Source organism: Vreelandella salicampi, assembly GCF_013415105.1.
GTDB classification, from domain to species: domain Bacteria; phylum Pseudomonadota; class Gammaproteobacteria; order Pseudomonadales; family Halomonadaceae; genus Vreelandella; species Vreelandella salicampi.
The window spans coordinates 114625-129463 of the sequence record NZ_JACCDF010000006.1 but is presented as its reverse complement, the minus strand read 5'-3'; the positions used below and the strand labels follow the sequence as shown (position 1 = coordinate 129463).

Sequence of the window (14839 nt, the reverse complement as noted above, 5' to 3'; positions counted from 1 at the left end):
CGCCTACACCAGCTGTGCGGCACTCACCAGCCGCTTGGTGTAGTCGTGCTGGGGGGCGTTGAGCACCTCTTCGCAGGTGCCGGCCTCCAGCACTTGCCCCTCTTTCAGCACCATAATGCGGTGCGCCATAGCGCGGACAACGGCAAGGTCATGGCTAATAAACAGAAAACTGAGCTGTCGCTTTGACTGCAAATCACGCAGCAGCGTGACCATCTGTTTCTGCACGGTGCGATCCAGCGCCGAGGTAGGCTCATCGAGCACTAAAAGCTCGGGTTCCAGAATAATGGCGCGGGCAATGGCGATGCGCTGGCGCTGTCCGCCGGAAAATTCATGTGGGTAGCGCGCGGCTACGCTCTCAGGTAGACCCACTTCCGTCAGCGTACGATGAACGCGTTCGGTTACCTCGGCACTCGAAAGGGCAGGAAAGTGAAACCGCAGTCCTTCGCTGATGATGTCAAACACCGGCATCCGCGGAGATAGGGCGCCGTAGGGGTCTTGAAACACCATTTGAAAGCGATGGCGCTCTTTTCTTAGCGCTTTGCCTGAGAGCGCATTCAGGGTGTCATCCCCCAATGTGATTTCGCCGCGGCTTTCCACCATCCGCATGATCGCAGAGGCCAGGGTGGTCTTGCCGGAGCCGGACTCCCCGACAATACCCAAAGTTTCACCGGGGGCGACGTATAAATCCATGGGTTTTACCGCCTCAAAGGGAGGAGGTGCGCGGCGGAAAAGACCGGCTTTAGGTCGCGCAAAGCTTACGCTGAGCTGTTGAGCGGTGAGCCGTGGCGATACGCGCCCCACCGGTGCTGGGCGCCCCTCGGGTTCGGCCGCGATCAGTGCCTTTGTGTAATCGCTTTGAGGCGCCTTAAATACCTGCTCGACGGTGCCGCTCTCTTGCTCCTGGCCTTGATATAGCACGCATACGCGGTCGGCATGCGCGCGCACCAGATTGAGATCGTGGGTGATAAACACCATTCCCATGCCGTGGCGGTCGCGCAGCTCGCGCAACAGGGCGAGAATTTCTTGTTGTACAGTGACATCCAACGCGGTGGTAGGCTCGTCGGCGATCAGCAGCTTGGGTTGGTTGGCAATTGCCATGGCAATCATCACCCGCTGGCGCTGCCCGCCGGAAAGCTGGTGGGGCCAGACATCCAAAAGCTCTTCCGCGCGGGGAAGTTTGACCTGCTCAAGCAACGTTTTGGCACGCTTTCGCGCATCGCGGCCGCTTAGGCCCTGATGCAGTTTGAGCGTCTCGCCGATTTGTTTGCCGATGCGATGAAGCGGGTTAAGCGACGTCATCGGCTCCTGAAAAATAAACCCAACCTGGTGGCCGCGAATGGCATTCCACTGTGGCCGTTTCAGCGCTTCAAGGTTCGTGCCTAAAAGAAAACGCTCACCGCTGACGCGTGCGTTTTCGGGTAGTAGATTCATTACGCCCAGCGCTGAAACGGATTTTCCGGAACCGGATTCCCCCACCAGTGCTAGCGTTTCTCCAGCGTTGACGTCAAAGCTTAAGTCATCCACCACCGGGGTACCGTCAAAATCGACGCTAAGGTGTTTAACCGATAGCAATGCCTCAGCCATGAGGAGTCTCCTGTGGTGCAGTCGCTTGCGCCGGCCGCTGCTTGACATGACGCGGGTCGAAAGCATCGCGTAGCCCTTCACCGATAAACACCAGCAGCGAGAGCATGATCGCAAGCGTCATGAATGCGGTGATGCCAAGCCAAGGCGCATGTAGGTTGTTCTTGCCTTGTGCCGCCAACTCACCCAGCGACGGTGCGCCAGGTGGAAGCCCAAAGCCGAGAAAATCCAGTGCTGTTAAGGTGCCGATGGCGCCGGTGAAAATGAAGGGGATAAACGTGAGTGTGGCGACCATGGCGTTGGGAAGGACATGGCGCCACATGATCAGCCGTGATGGCAGCCCCATGGCCTTGGCTGCGCGTACATACTCCAGGTTGCGTGCGCGCAGAAACTCCGCGCGCACAATATCGACAAGCCCCAGCCATGAAAACAGCAGCATAATGCCCAATAGCCACCAAAACCCCGGTTGCACGAAACTGGCCAAAATAATAAGCAGAAATAGCACCGGTAGCCCCGACCAGATTTCGGTCACGCGTTGGCCGATTAAATCGATTTTGCCGCCGAAGTAGCCTTGGATACCGCCGAACAGCACGCCCATTACCAGTGAGCCGGCGGTGAGAACCAGCGCAAACGCCACCGAAAGACGAAAACCGTAGATAACCCGGGCGAGCACATCGCGGCCTTGGTCGTCGGTGCCTAACCAGTGGCGGCTATCCGGCGGCGCGGGGGAAGGGCGCGTCATATGCATATCAAGCGTCTGGTATGAGAACGGAATGAGTGGCCAAAGCGCCCAGCCGTGATCGCGAATCTGCTCTTGTATGAAAGGGTCAAGGTAATCGGTACGCGTGGGGAGAAAACCGTCAAACTCGGTTTCCGGGTAGTCGATTAAAAGCGGCACGTACCAATTGCCGTCATACTGCATAACGATGGGCTTGTCGTTGGCGATCAGCTCGGCAAACAGGCTTAGTAGGAAAAGCACGCCAAACAGCCATAGCGACATATAGGCGCGGCGGTTGGCGCGAAAAGCGGCGAGGCGGCGACGGGTAATCGGCGACACGGTCATGACTCCCGGGTGGCAAAATCGATGCGTGGGTCAACCCACACATAGGTCAAATCGGACACGAGCTTAAGCAACAAACCAATCAGCGTGTAGAGATAGAGGGTGCCAAAAATGACCGGGTAATCGCGCTGCATCACCGCCTCGAAACCGAGGAGTCCTAAACCATCGAGCGAGAAGATGACCTCGATCAGTAGGGCGCCGGTAAAGAAGATTCCCACCAGGGCTGCAGGTAGCCCGGCGATAATGATCAGCATCGCATTGCGAAACACATGGCCGTAGAGTATCCGTTTTTCGTCGGCGCCTTTGGCCCGCGCGGTCAGCACATACTGTTTGTGAATTTCATCTAAAAAACTGTTTTTGGTTAGCATGGTTAGCGTGGCGAAACTGCCGATCGAGGCGGCAATGACGGGCAGCGTAATATGCCAAAAGTAGTCTTTGATTTTGCCCCAGGTCGAGAGCTGATCAAAATCCGGCGAGGTGAGCCCGCGTAAGGGAAACCAGTCGAGGTAGGTGCCGCCAGCAAAAAGCACAATGAGTAAAATCGCGAAGAGAAAGCCGGGAATGGCGTATCCCACAATCACCAGTCCTGAGGTCCAAACGTCAAATTTTGATCCATGTTTTAGAGCCTTACGTACCCCCAGTGGGATCGAGATTACATACACCAGCAGCGTGGTCCAAAGCCCTAGCGAGATAGAGACCGGAAGACGTTCCAGCATCAAATCGATAACCGGCTGGTCACGAAAGAAGCTGGTACCAAAATCGAAGGTAAGATAATCCCTCATCATGCCGAGAAAACGCTCGTGCGCTGGCTCGTTAAAGCCAAACTGCTCCTCTAACTGCTCAATAAAGCGCGGGTCGACACCTCGTGCGCCGCGAGAGTCATCGCTAACTTGCACATCACCGCCGCCCATATCCAGACGCGTGCTTGCCATGGCGTCCGCGCCCTCAAAGCGCGCCAGCATCTGGTCGATGGGGCCACCGGGGGCGGCCTGCACAATGATAAAGTTGAGCAGCATGATCCCCACCAACGTCGGGATCATGAGAAGTAGTCGACGTACAGTATAACGCGCCACGGCAGGGCTCCTTCAGCAAATGTCAGCGACCGCTGCGGCGGCTCTTGAGCTGGGCTTCGCGCTCAGTATCGACCCACCACGCGTCGAAATCCATGGCGTATTTAGGAAATGGCTCGGGATACTCGAATTTGTCCCACACAGCAATGCGTGTTTCCCCAGAGTGGTAGTGGGGTATGACGTAAAATCCCCAGCGCAGCACGCGGTCAAGCGCATGGGTGACGGTGTGGAGTTCATCCCGGCTGCTGGCGCGAATTAATTGCTCAACCAGTTGGTCGACCGCTGGGTGCGATAGCCCCATCAGGTTACGGCTTTGCGGTTGCTGTGCTGCGGCGCTAGTCCAAAAATCACGCTGTTCATTGCCTGGGTTGTTCGACTGAGGGAATTGGCTGATGACCATGTCGTAGTCAAAACTACGTAGCCGGTTAAGATACTGGTTGATATCGACGATCCGTAACGAAGTTTGGACACCCAGGCGCGCCATATTGCGCAGCATCGGTTGGACAACGCGCTCAAGTCCTGAATCGTAAAGCAGCACCTCAAGCGTTAGCGGCTCGCCGCTTTCTTGGTGGACCAAACGCTGCCCCTCTACGTGATAGCCTGCCTCGCGCAACAGTGTTAGCGCGCGATGCAGTCTCGCGCGACGGTCTTCAGGTTGATCAATGGGCAGCGGCTGAGTGAAAAGCCTATCGGAACGGTGCGAGTCAATGAGTTCATCACGAAACGGCTCAAGTAGCGCAAGTTCTTCTTTGCTGGGTTTCCCTGTAGCCTGCATCTCGGAATTTTGAAAAAAGCTCTCAGTGCGCTGGTAGGCGCCGTAAAAAATATTGGTATTCAACCAGGGAAAGTCGAAAGTCAGGCTCAAGGCTTCGCGCACCCTGGGGTCTTGGAATTTCTCCTTGCGCAGGTTAAAAACAAACGCTTGCATACGCGATGGGTTTACATCAGGGATGGTAATGCGTTTGATCAATCCCTCGTGATACGCGGGAAAATCGTAGCCAATGGCCCAGGTCGCGGCGCGGGCATCGGTGCGAAAATCGGTTAAACCCGCTTTAAAGGCCTGCCATGCAATATCTCGGTCGCGATAGTAGTCGTAGACCAAACGGTCAATGTTATAGCGCCCAACATTGACCGGTAGGCCTTTCCCCCAATAGTTTTCATCGCGCTTAAAGACGATACGCCGCCCAGGGTCGACGGTTTCGATTTGATACGGGCCGGAGCCAGGGTGCTTGGCCAACGTCGGCGTGGTGAAATCGCGTGATGCCCAGTAATGGCGGGGCAAAATGGGCATCTGCGCGACAATCAAGGGCAGCTCACGCGAGTCGGTATCGTTGAAATTAAAGCGCACGCGATGATCATCAAGCGCGACGGCGTCGTCCACCCCCGCGTAGTAATTACGATAGAAAGGGTTGCCTTCTTCGCGAAGTATATCAAGGGAGAAAACGACGTCGTCAGCGGTAACGGGTTCGCCGTCGTGAAAGCGGGCCTCAGGGCGCAGGTCAAACTCGATCCACTCGCGCTCGGGATCTAGCCGAACGCCGCTTGCCAACAATCCATAAAGGCTAAAAGGCTCGTTGGGGTTGCTGGCCATCAACGTATCGTAAATCTGTGAGATGCCGCTTGCAGGCGTACCGCGAATGATAAAAGGGTTGGTGGAGTCGAAACTACCGCCGACGGCAGTGCGGGTCATGCTCCCCCCTTTGGGCGCATCAGGGTTAACGTGGGGGAAGTGAGTAAAGTCTTCAGACAGCGCCGGCGTATCGTAAAGAGCTAATGCGTGGCGGGTCTTCACGTTGCCCTCGCGCTCAGGCATGTCGGCCTGTTCAGGGTTAGCAACCTGCGCCTGGGCGAGGGCAGTAAAAGCCCAAACAAAGCAGACGAGCGCTACGAAGCATTGCCGCCAACGGCGGGGGCTAAGTGAGCCGGTTAACAACGCCCTACCAATCTGCTTCATGGTCTTCCCCCGGTTACTTTTTAAGTGCGCTATTAGCCGCTTTACGGCGGTCAAGCCCTAGGAGTCAGAAAGTGTCAGGAGCTGACCTGGTTGTAAAGTGTCGGGGCGCTCAATGGCGTTTAAACGCATAATGTGTTGCTGAGTGAGGTTGTGCCGTGCAGCGATGGTAGAGAGGTTGTCGCCTCGCTCAACGCGGTAAGTATCCGGGATGGGCTCGGCAACTTGTGCGCTTTGGCTCTCACCCTGAGAAAGCTTGGCAATCATCGCGTGGCTGGCTTCATCCGGCACTAACAACGTTTGTGCGCTGCGTGGGTCTATGGCGCCATTAAGAAGCCCAGGATTGAGCTCCGCGAGAGCGGACTGCTCAACATCCAGAAGCCTTGATGCTTCGCTCAAAGTGAGCGAATGCGACAATTGGACCTTGGCAAAGGCGGGTTCCGCCTCAATCTCGGGAAGATTTACGTTATAGCGCTCGGGGTCGGCAACAATGGCGGCAATCGCGTGAAGTTTAGGCACGTATTGCATGGTCTCGTTAGGCAGCTGCAAGTTCCAGTAGTGGCCGCTTTTGCCTTGGCTTTGGGCGTTGCGTACCGCGCGGTTTACCGTGCCGGCGCCGGCGTTATAGGCCGCTAGCGATAGGGGGAGATTGCCGTCATACCACTGGTCGGCCTGCATCTCGATATAATCAAGCGCAGCTTGGGTCGATGTAATCACGTCTAAACGTCCATCGTAATGGCCGTTACGGACCAAACCTAAGGCATCGCCGGTCCCCGGCATGAATTGCCATAAACCAGCAGCGCCTCGGTGGCTGCGGGCGCTGGGGTCAAAAGAGCTTTCAATGAAAGGGATGAGGGCGATTTCCCCGGGTAAGTTACGTGCATCGACTTGCTGGGTAATAAAGGCGAGCCATGGCGTGGCGCGTTGAGTAATAGTCGCGATGTTCTCCGGGCTTGCGCGATAGTGTTCAATCCACTTATCGACACGCGCCTGAGCTTGCGCTGAGAGTCGCTGGTCTTGCCAGGCAAAGCTTTTACGCAGTTGACTCCAGGCGGTTTGTGGCTCTAGCACCAGCGCATCCCAAAAATGAGACACATAGGCGCTGGAAGAGGCAACGTCAGTATTGGGCGTTTTGGCAGAGAAGCCGGAGGTAGGCGCTGACGCCTGGGTTGGAACGGAAGCGCAGAGCAGCAGCGCCGTGAGAGTGCTGCTGCTAGCGCTTAATATCAAACGTTGCCAAGTTGTGCGGTTCGTCATAGGCGATATAGGGTCTTCGATAGTTGACTAAAAACGATTCTTCCACTCGCGCAGAGTGGTGAACGTTGCGAGATCGTCATCAGTTGGTCCCTCGTTACCGGCTGCCTGGCGCACGCTCGACGAGCTCAAACGCAGGTAAGGGTTGATGTTCAGCTCGCGTCCTATCGTGCTGGGTAGCGTGGGGCGCTCAAGTGATCGCGCCTTGTCGCATTCCTGTAACGCGTATTTGACGTCTTCGTTTTCGGGGTCAGCTTCCCGCGCAAAGCGTAAATTTGCCTGGGTATATTCATGCCCGGCGAATACGAGCGTATCTTCAGGCAGCGTGGCAAAACGTTTTAGCGCTGCGTGCATTTGCTCCGGCGTGCCTTCAAATAGGCGGCCACAACCAGCACAAAAAAGAGTGTCACCACAAAATAGAAGTGGCGGTATCCCCGCGGTGAAAAAACTAATATGGTCTAGTGTATGGCCTGGCGTTGCCATCACCTCAAATAAGCGCCCCATGACGCGGATTTCATCCCCTTCGCCAACGGGGTCGCTAATACCTTTAATCGACGGATTGTCAGGGCCAATCACGCGCGGTGAGTAGCGCTTGATCAATTCATCTAGACCATCCGTGTGATCAGGGTGGTGATGAGTGATCAGTATGGTTTCAAGGGTGAGTGACTCGCGCTCGAGCAAATCGATGACCGGAGCAGCTTCACCAGGATCCACGATACAAACACCATGACTGACATCTTGTCGTAGCAACCAAATATAGTTGTCGCTTAAGGCGGGAATGGGTGTCACGCTCAGCATGCGAGGATCCTTTAAATTTAGATCTAGATATTGACGACGTCAAAAAGCCGTTACTTTGGAGGTATGCGCTGTTTATGTCAAATTCCCACACGGCTGACTCATTGACGCAGCGGCTTGAACATGGTCAGCGCTTCTGGGCGTCTGAGGCAGGTAAAGCGTTGATCGACGTTCAGCGTGCCTGTCTTGGCCCGGTCATTGAAGGGCGCAGTGGCGGCCACGCTTTGGAGATGACCATGGGACCCTCCTTATTAGGCTTATCGGCGGTTCCCCATGTGATTGAATGGGTGCCCACCCTCACGCATGCCGAACAGTCATCAAGCCTTATATGCCCGCCGAGCGAGCTGGCATTACCTGACGCGTGTTTGGATATCAGTCTCATTCACCACTGGTTGGAACACCTGCCTGATGCTGAACAAACCTTACAAGAAGCCGCAAGGGTCACCGCTGATCACGGTATCTTGATTATATTGGGTTTTAACCCACTCAGCATTAATCACCTAGCAAGGCGGCTTTCGCCCGGGAGGCAAGGTGCTCGGCGCCACTCCCCCTCACAATTACGCGAGTGGTTGGCATTTGTCGACTTTACTGTCGAGCGCGTAGACTATTGCGGCTTCCACTGCCCAATTTTTTGCTCAAGCCAAAAGGCCCGGTGTCGTGAGTCATGGGAAACGTGGGGGCGTCGACTTAACGTACCCTTAGGTGAAAGCTATATAATTCAAGCCAAGCGTAAACAACCGCAAGCCCCTGCAGAACGAGTCAAGTTTGGCGTCAATCCGACGGCGGCGACGCATTCTTTGGGAGTGGCACGTGGTTCAAGTCGCTCGGCAACCTATCGAGCACAACAATGCTCGGTTCACCAGACGTCGGCAGATCACAACGAGGAATCCAAGCGTTGAGTAATGAATCAAAACCGCGCCGGCCGCAGGTAACAGTGTATACCGACGGCGCCTGTCGCGGTAATCCTGGCCCTGGCGGGTGGGGCGTGGTGTTACAAAGCGGCGAACATGAAAAAACGCTGTATGGCTACGAAGCGCTCACCACCAATAACCGGATGGAGCTGATGGCGGCCATCTCGGCGTTGCGCGCGCTAAATCAGGCTTGCGACGTTGCGCTGTGGACCGACTCGCAGTATGTGCGCCAAGGGATCACCCAATGGATTCACAACTGGCTGAAACGTGGCTGGAAAACCGCCGCTAAACAACCGGTTAAAAATGCCGAACTGTGGCAAATGCTTCACGAAGAGACCCAGCGCCACTATGTTGAGTGGCATTGGGTGAAAGGTCACAGCGGACATCCTGGTAATGAAAAAGCGGATGCGCTCGCCAATGCCGCGATTGACGAGCACGTTGAAAGGAGGGCCTGATGCGCCAGATTGTGTTAGATACCGAAACCACCGGCATCGATCCTAAACAGGGGCACCGGTTGGTCGAGATTGGCGCGATTGAGATGGTAAATCGTCGCTTTACTGGTCGTACTTATCACCAATACATCAATCCAGAGCGGCATATCGATGCTGAGGTTGTTGCCGTTCACGGGATCGATAACGAGCGCGTGGCCGACGAGCCGGTGTTTGCGCAAGTGGCCGATGCGTTTTGGGAATTTATTCAAGACGCAGAGTTGGTGATTCATAACGCGGCGTTTGACGTCGGCTTTATCGACCACGAATTTGCCATGCTCAACCAAAAGCGTGGATCGTCCACTTTGGGGCCGGTTGCCGAGTATTGCCGCATCCTTGATACCTTAGAAATGGCACGGCAAAAGCATCCGGGGCAGCGCAACAGCCTGGATGCGTTGTGTAAGCGCTACGATATTGATAACGGCCATCGTGTGCTACACGGTGCGCTGTTGGACGCCGAGATTTTGGCGGAAGTCTATCTGTCAATGACGGGCGGGCAGACGGCGCTTACGCTGGATGCGGGCAGCCAACATAGCGATAAAAACGATGACGCCAGTCAAGGGCTTTTCATTCAGCGCTTAGCGTTGGAGCCAGGTCAGCTGCGCGTTATTCGTCCGAGTGAGGCAGAACGCGAAGCCCATCGCGCTAAGTGTGAAGCACATCAACTGCACTGGCCTGAGGACGCACATGCTTAGGCGAGAAATTCCCACTCAAGAGGATGCCGGGCGCGTTATTATGTTGGCAAAGAGCAAGCTGGCGCCCGCTTTTTTATCCGGCAGCAATGAACTGCACACACCACTGCAACCATGGCAACGCTGGGATGCAAGTATGCAACCGCTTTGCTATTGGAATGACGAGCCGGTGGCGTTAAAAGTAGCGTCGCAGCCCGAACATACCTGGATCGACGGTCGTCAGTGGATGGCGGAGCTACCGAGTCGTTGGTTTAGTTTGCTGTCGACTGCCTTGCAGGTAGGCGCTTGGCTTGAGAATCACCGCTTCTGTGGTCGCTGTGGTTCACCCGCGACAAAACTTGAAGCTGAATTCGCCATGCATTGCCATGCGTGCGGGCATCGTAATTACCCGCGTATTTCGCCATGTATTATCACGCTGGTCACCTGCGGTGAATCACTTTTGTTGGCACGCAGCCCGCGCTTTCCACCTGGGCGCTACTCTACGCTGGCGGGGTTTATCGAACCAGGCGAGTCGGCAGAAGAGGCTGTGCATCGCGAAGTATTCGAAGAGGTCGGCGTGTATATTGATCAGCTACGCTACTTCCAAAGTCAGCCCTGGCCTTTCCCGCATTCATTGATGCTGGGTTTTTTTGCCGAAGCCACCACAAAGCGTATCCGCATTGATGGCGTCGAAATCGCCGATGCGGCTTGGTTTTCTCCGCGGCAACTCCCAGCGCTACCTCCTCCTTACTCCATCTCCCGCGAGCTGATAGAAGAGCACTTGGCCAAGTGGCAAACAGGGTAGAAAACGGTATTTAAACATCAAAACGGCACCCGCTAGCGTCAACTCGGTGCCGATATGGGTATTTGGTGTGACTAAAACATTACTCGCTAGGGAAAAGTGATGTCAGCTTGGTGGCGAGCATGACGTTACCAGTGGCTTTGAGCTTACCGGTCATAAACGCAGTCATACCATTAACGTCACCGTTCATAATGCCTTTTAGCGTGTCGGTGGTGAGGCTTAGGCTGACGGAAGGGTCATCGTGTTCGCCTTCTTGAATGTCCAAGGTGCCGCCGTGAATATGTAGGTAATAATCGCCAGCATCGGTAAAATGAAATTGAAAAATGTCATTCATACCTTCTGCCGCTTCAGGGTTAAAACGAGCTTTCAGTTTTTCTAACGTTGTCGATGACATGGTGTAGTGCGTCCTTTCGGGTGTATGTATATATAACGACGAGGATATTTAAAACAAATGTTTTAATCAAGTATTGATAATGACCAAGGTAAGGAAAATGAGCACAACGACAAAACAAGGAGATAGCCAGTGAGCGAGTGGATAATCGAACTAGTGACGTTTTTACTCCAGATCTTAGTGGTCGTGGCGTTAATCGGTATCGGCGTCATGATGGTAATGCGAGCAAAAGAGGGAGCGGATAAGTCGTTCACGCTACGAATTGACACGTTAAACGATCAGCGACGTCACCGGCGGCGGCAGCTGAAAATGGCTGCTATCGCGCCAAGTCAACGTAAAACATTGGTGAAAGCCTTTCGCCGAGATGACAAAAAACAAGAAAAATCGTCTTCCAAAAAAAGTGAAGATAGCGTTGGCCCACGTGTTTGGGTACTGGATTTTCATGGAGATATCAGAGCCTCTGCCACTGAGCACTTTGCTGAAGAGATTTCTGCCATTATTGATGTTGCCGACACCAGCGATGAAGTCGTGGTGCGCTTAGAGTCGGGTGGCGGGCTTGTACACGCCTACGGTCTTGCAGCGGCACAAATCGACCGGCTGCGTGATGCTGGCCTAGCGACCACGGTATGTATCGATAAAGTGGCTGCAAGCGGCGGTTATCTAATGGCGTGTAGTGCTGCGCATATTAAAGCGGCTCCCTTTGCCGTGATCGGCTCAATTGGTGTGGTGGCCCAGATACCTAATATTCATCGATTGCTTAAACGCCACGATATTGATGTTGAGCATTTAACCGCAGGTAAGTACAAGCGCACGTTGACAGTGTTAGGAGAGAATACCGATGAAGGGCGTGAAAAGTTTATCGATGATCTGGAAAATACGCATCGGCTTTTTAAAGCGTATGTAGCCGAGCGCCGCCCTGAAATGGACATTGAGAGCTTAGCGACCGGGGAAATTTGGTACGGCAGTGAAGCCCTCGATTGCAAGCTTATCGACAGTGTTCAAACCAGTGAAGCGTATCTTTTCGAGCGGATGCAGGAAGCGAATGTGTTGCGCGTTACTTTAGAGCCGCCACAAACCTTAAGCCGAAAATTGGGAATGGCCGTCTCTCATGGTATTGAGCAGGCGGGCATAAAAACGCTGGGTGTGTTGGAGGCCTCTCGATGGTATAAGCAGTAAGCCTGAGGCCAAGTGCTAGCGGCAAAATTGTGTCGCTAACATCTCTATAATGGCTTTTGCCCCATCACTTGTCAGCGAATAGTAAATGGTTTGTGATTCGCGCCGGGTGTTAACCAGGTTATCTCGGCGCAAAATAGCAAGATGCTGCGAAAGCGCAGACTGACTTAGGGTTAGTTGCTGATTTATCTGCGTGACCGATAACTCTTTCTCCAGCAGTAAACACACGATTTGTAATCTTTTTTCATTCGCCATGGCTTTTAACAACGACGTGGCCTGCTCGATGGCACGACCATTTTGTGCCAGCAAATCAGCAGCAGCGTTCTGGGGTAAGGGCATAAGAAGCTCCTAGCATACGCGGTGCAACGCGTTGTTATATCTTATGTATGCAGCAATGTAATGTTCGGTAATTTAGCGAGGCTTGTCCAAAGTGCTAATTAACGTTTAATCAATGGTAGCAAACGTATGTTTGTTGACAATCTATGTGATTTCGTACGTCTTTAGTCGGTTTTTAGCCCATAGTATGACGGATTTTTCCCTGTTTCCTTTATAAAGTGTCAACAATCATACCAACGCTGCTACTTATGTGGCGCCGCTTACCGTTGACAAGCACTGACAGACAGGGCACTTATGAGCCGTTATCAGCAAGAATTTCAGCACGCAACGCAAACGCCTGAGACATTCTGGGCAGAGCAGGCCAAGCGAATCCCATGGTTTACGCCGCCGTCGACAATCCTGTCGTATGACGACCAGCAGCATGCACGCTGGTTCGGCGATGGCGAAATGAATATTTGCCACGCAGCGCTTGATCATCATGTTGAGCAAGGGCGCGGAGATCAGCCTGCTATCTACTGGGATTCCCCCGTTACACATAAAAAAGCCACCATTACTTATTCAGAGATGCGTGATCGCGTCGCCCATTTCGCCGGAGGTTTACAAGCACTGGGCGTTGAAAAAGGGGACCGGGTTGTTATCTATATGCCGATGATCCCGGAAGCCCTGGTCGCAATGTATGCCTGTGCGCGGCTCGGCGCGATCCATTCGGTGGTTTTTGGTGGCTTTGCGCCTCACGAACTGGCCGTACGCATTGAAGACGCGCAGCCAAAGGTCGTGGTGGCAGCTTCGTGTGGGGTCGAGGTTCATAAAGTCTTGCCCTACAAGCCGATCATCGACCAAGCAATTGAGCTGAGCGCACATAAGCCCGATGCGTGTGTGGTCTATCAGCGGGAAGAGCACCTAGCAGAGTTGGGTGAAAGCGATCATGACTGGGCGACACTGGTTGAAAAAGCCCCCTATGCCGATTGCGTGCCGGTAAAAGGCACGGATCCGCTTTACGTGCTGTATACCTCCGGTACCACGGGTAAGCCGAAAGGAGTGGTACGGGATACAGCAGGCTATGCGGTGGCGCTAGCGTACTCGATGGAAGTGATTTACGACGTCGAACCGGGAGACGTGTTCTTCTCCGCCTCAGACGTTGGCTGGGTCGTGGGTCATTCCTATATCGTGTATGCCCCGTTGCTGCGTGGCTGTACCACCGTGGTGTATGAAGGCAAACCGGTAAAAACACCGGACGCTGGCGCCTTCTGGCGTTTGATCGAAGAGTACAAGGTGAAAAGCTTCTTCACCGCGCCGACCGCCTTTAGGGCGATCAAAAAAGAAGACCCCGATGCCAAACTGCTGGAACAGTACGATATCAGTAGTCTGAAAAACCTCTACTTGGCCGGGGAGCGTCTCGACCCGCCCACGTTCCACTGGCTCGATGATTTACTTGACGTACCGGTGATCGACCACTGGTGGCAAACCGAAACCGGCTGGCCCATTGCCGCTAATTTGCCGGGCCTTGAGCCGATGCCAACTAAGGCCGGTTCGGCTACCGTGCCAGTACCGGGCTTTAATGTGCAAATTCTTGACCGTGACGGTGAACAGGCCAGCGCCATGGAGCAAGGCAGCGTGGTAATCAAGCAGCCGATGCCACCGGGCTGTTTGGTGGGCGTGTGGGGTGACCCCCAACGGTTCCATAGTGCCTATATGGCAGCTTTCCCCGGCTACTATTTAACCGGTGATGGCGGCTATTTTGATGACGACGGGTATCTTTTTATCATGGGCCGTACCGACGATGTCATAAACGTCGCCGGACATCGCCTCTCTACCGGCGAAATGGAAGAAGTCGTAGGCGCCCATCCGGCAGTGGCCGAGTGTGCGGTGATTGGTATTCACGATGAGCTTAAGGGGCAGTTGCCAGTAGGGTTGGTAATCCCCAAAGACGGCTTTGACGGTGATGAAACCACACTGGAAAACGAGCTTATCGCACGCGTTCGTGATCAAATTGGCCCAATTGCCTGTTTTAAACAGGTGCTGGTAGTTAACCGTTTACCCAAGACACGCTCCGGTAAAATCTTACGCAAGCTGCTGCGAAACATTGCCGATGGCAAAGAGTTTGGTGTGCCATCGACCATTGATGACCCGACCAGCTTGGACGATGTGCACGGCGCGATGCGTGAGCGTTCTGTTGGCGCAGCGGACAAAGCCACACCGGTATAAATGCAAGGTTAGATGTCATTCAAGCCGCCGATGACATCGGCGGCTTTTTTATACCGTTATCTCTTACATGATGCTAGCTAGCATCACTTGTAACAGCTCAAAGGTAGATTCCAAAAGTCAGGCGCGTATAATGCCTCGCGCTGCCCATCGC

Annotated in this window: 14 protein-coding genes; 6 read left to right on the top strand and 8 right to left on the bottom strand. The window is 54.2% G+C overall.

Features of this window, described 5'->3' with window-relative positions:
- Nucleotides 1–3 precede the first annotated feature (3 nt).
- The 6 genes from HZS81_RS08735 to gloB form a co-directional block, all read right to left on the bottom strand.
- Nucleotides 4–1584 carry an ABC transporter ATP-binding protein gene (locus tag HZS81_RS08735; RefSeq protein ID WP_179930170.1) on the bottom strand — a complete coding sequence of 527 codons (1581 nt, stop codon included), beginning with the start codon at nt 1582–1584 and terminating at the stop codon, nt 4–6.
- Nucleotides 1577–2638: an ABC transporter permease gene (locus HZS81_RS08730; protein ID WP_422141581.1), complete on the bottom strand. Its 1062-nt coding sequence runs from the start codon at nt 2636–2638 to the stop codon at nt 1577–1579. Before HZS81_RS08730 ends, HZS81_RS08735 begins: the two co-directional genes overlap by 8 nt.
- Nucleotides 2639–2640: 2 nt before the next feature.
- Nucleotides 2641–3714 carry a microcin C ABC transporter permease YejB gene (locus tag HZS81_RS08725; RefSeq protein ID WP_179930168.1) on the bottom strand — a complete coding sequence of 358 codons (1074 nt, stop codon included), beginning with the start codon at nt 3712–3714 and terminating at the stop codon, nt 2641–2643.
- Between the two features lie 22 nt (nt 3715–3736).
- A complete protein-coding gene (locus HZS81_RS08720; protein WP_241697438.1) occupies nt 3737–5524 on the bottom strand; it encodes an extracellular solute-binding protein in 1788 nt (595 codons plus the stop codon).
- A 198-nt stretch (nt 5525–5722) separates the two neighbouring features.
- Nucleotides 5723–6919 (bottom strand): transglycosylase SLT domain-containing protein, encoded by a 1197-nt coding sequence (locus tag HZS81_RS08715; RefSeq protein WP_179930166.1) that lies wholly within the window; start codon nt 6917–6919, stop codon nt 5723–5725.
- Between the two features lie 27 nt (nt 6920–6946).
- Complete coding sequence (gene gloB / locus HZS81_RS08710; protein ID WP_179930165.1) at nt 6947–7714, bottom strand: hydroxyacylglutathione hydrolase; 768 nt, start codon at nt 7712–7714, stop codon at nt 6947–6949.
- A gap of 74 nt (nt 7715–7788) precedes the next feature.
- Here gloB and HZS81_RS08705 point away from each other — a divergent pair, with 74 nt between their 5' ends.
- Genes HZS81_RS08705 through nudC form a run of 4 tightly spaced genes read left to right on the top strand, consistent with a single transcriptional unit; the run spans nt 7789 to nt 10586 of the window.
- Nucleotides 7789–8610 carry a methyltransferase domain-containing protein gene (locus HZS81_RS08705; protein ID WP_241697430.1) on the top strand — a complete coding sequence of 274 codons (822 nt, stop codon included), beginning with the start codon at nt 7789–7791 and terminating at the stop codon, nt 8608–8610.
- The gene (gene rnhA, locus HZS81_RS08700; RefSeq protein WP_241697429.1) at nt 8607–9077 is read left to right on the top strand and encodes a ribonuclease HI; all 471 of its coding nucleotides are present in this window, start codon (nt 8607–8609) and stop codon (nt 9075–9077) included. Before HZS81_RS08705 ends, rnhA begins: the two co-directional genes overlap by 4 nt.
- A complete protein-coding gene (gene dnaQ / locus HZS81_RS08695; RefSeq protein ID WP_179930163.1) occupies nt 9077–9805 on the top strand; it encodes a DNA polymerase III subunit epsilon in 729 nt (242 codons plus the stop codon). The genes rnhA and dnaQ overlap by 1 nt, the downstream gene beginning before the upstream one ends.
- Nucleotides 9798–10586 (top strand): NAD(+) diphosphatase, encoded by a 789-nt coding sequence (nudC, locus tag HZS81_RS08690; protein WP_179930162.1) that lies wholly within the window; start codon nt 9798–9800, stop codon nt 10584–10586. Before dnaQ ends, nudC begins: the two co-directional genes overlap by 8 nt.
- 79 nt (nt 10587–10665) lie before the next feature.
- Here nudC and HZS81_RS08685 read toward each other — a convergent pair whose 3' ends face one another.
- Entirely contained in the window at nt 10666–10977 is a 312-nt protein-coding gene (locus tag HZS81_RS08685) for an SCP2 sterol-binding domain-containing protein (RefSeq protein WP_179930161.1), read from the bottom strand.
- Between the two features lie 129 nt (nt 10978–11106).
- Between HZS81_RS08685 and sohB the strand changes: the two genes are divergently transcribed.
- Nucleotides 11107–12150 carry a protease SohB gene (gene sohB, locus HZS81_RS08680; protein WP_179930160.1) on the top strand — a complete coding sequence of 348 codons (1044 nt, stop codon included), beginning with the start codon at nt 11107–11109 and terminating at the stop codon, nt 12148–12150.
- A gap of 15 nt (nt 12151–12165) precedes the next feature.
- Here the strand turns inward: sohB and HZS81_RS08675 are convergent, their stop codons facing one another.
- Entirely contained in the window at nt 12166–12486 is a 321-nt protein-coding gene (locus HZS81_RS08675; RefSeq protein ID WP_179930159.1) for an ArsR/SmtB family transcription factor, read from the bottom strand.
- Between the two features lie 291 nt (nt 12487–12777).
- Between HZS81_RS08675 and HZS81_RS08670 the strand changes: the two genes are divergently transcribed.
- On the top strand, nt 12778–14688 hold the full coding sequence (locus HZS81_RS08670) for a propionyl-CoA synthetase (protein WP_179930158.1): 1911 nt from the start codon (nt 12778–12780) through the stop codon (nt 14686–14688).
- Nucleotides 14689–14839: the final 151 nt, after the last annotated feature.

Bases quoted from the DNA above. Each gene is read 5' to 3' on its own strand.
- HZS81_RS08735 (WP_179930170.1), bottom strand. From the start codon at position 1,584: ATGGCTGAGGCATTGCTATCGGTTAAACACCTTAGCGTCGATTTTGAC.
- HZS81_RS08720 (WP_241697438.1), bottom strand. From the start codon at position 5,524: ATGCCTGAGCGCGAGGGCAACGTGAAGACCCGCCACGCATTAGCTCTT.
- HZS81_RS08715 (WP_179930166.1), bottom strand. From the start codon at position 6,919: ATGACGAACCGCACAACTTGGCAACGTTTGATATTAAGCGCTAGCAGC.
- gloB (WP_179930165.1), bottom strand. From the start codon at position 7,714: ATGCTGAGCGTGACACCCATTCCCGCCTTAAGCGACAACTATATTTGG.
- HZS81_RS08705 (WP_241697430.1), top strand. From the start codon at position 7,789: ATGTCAAATTCCCACACGGCTGACTCATTGACGCAGCGGCTTGAACAT.
- dnaQ (WP_179930163.1), top strand. From the start codon at position 9,077: ATGCGCCAGATTGTGTTAGATACCGAAACCACCGGCATCGATCCTAAA.
- nudC (WP_179930162.1), top strand. From the start codon at position 9,798: ATGCTTAGGCGAGAAATTCCCACTCAAGAGGATGCCGGGCGCGTTATT.
- HZS81_RS08685 (WP_179930161.1), bottom strand. From the start codon at position 10,977: ATGTCATCGACAACGTTAGAAAAACTGAAAGCTCGTTTTAACCCTGAA.
- HZS81_RS08675 (WP_179930159.1), bottom strand. From the start codon at position 12,486: ATGCCCTTACCCCAGAACGCTGCTGCTGATTTGCTGGCACAAAATGGT.
- HZS81_RS08670 (WP_179930158.1), top strand. From the start codon at position 12,778: ATGAGCCGTTATCAGCAAGAATTTCAGCACGCAACGCAAACGCCTGAG.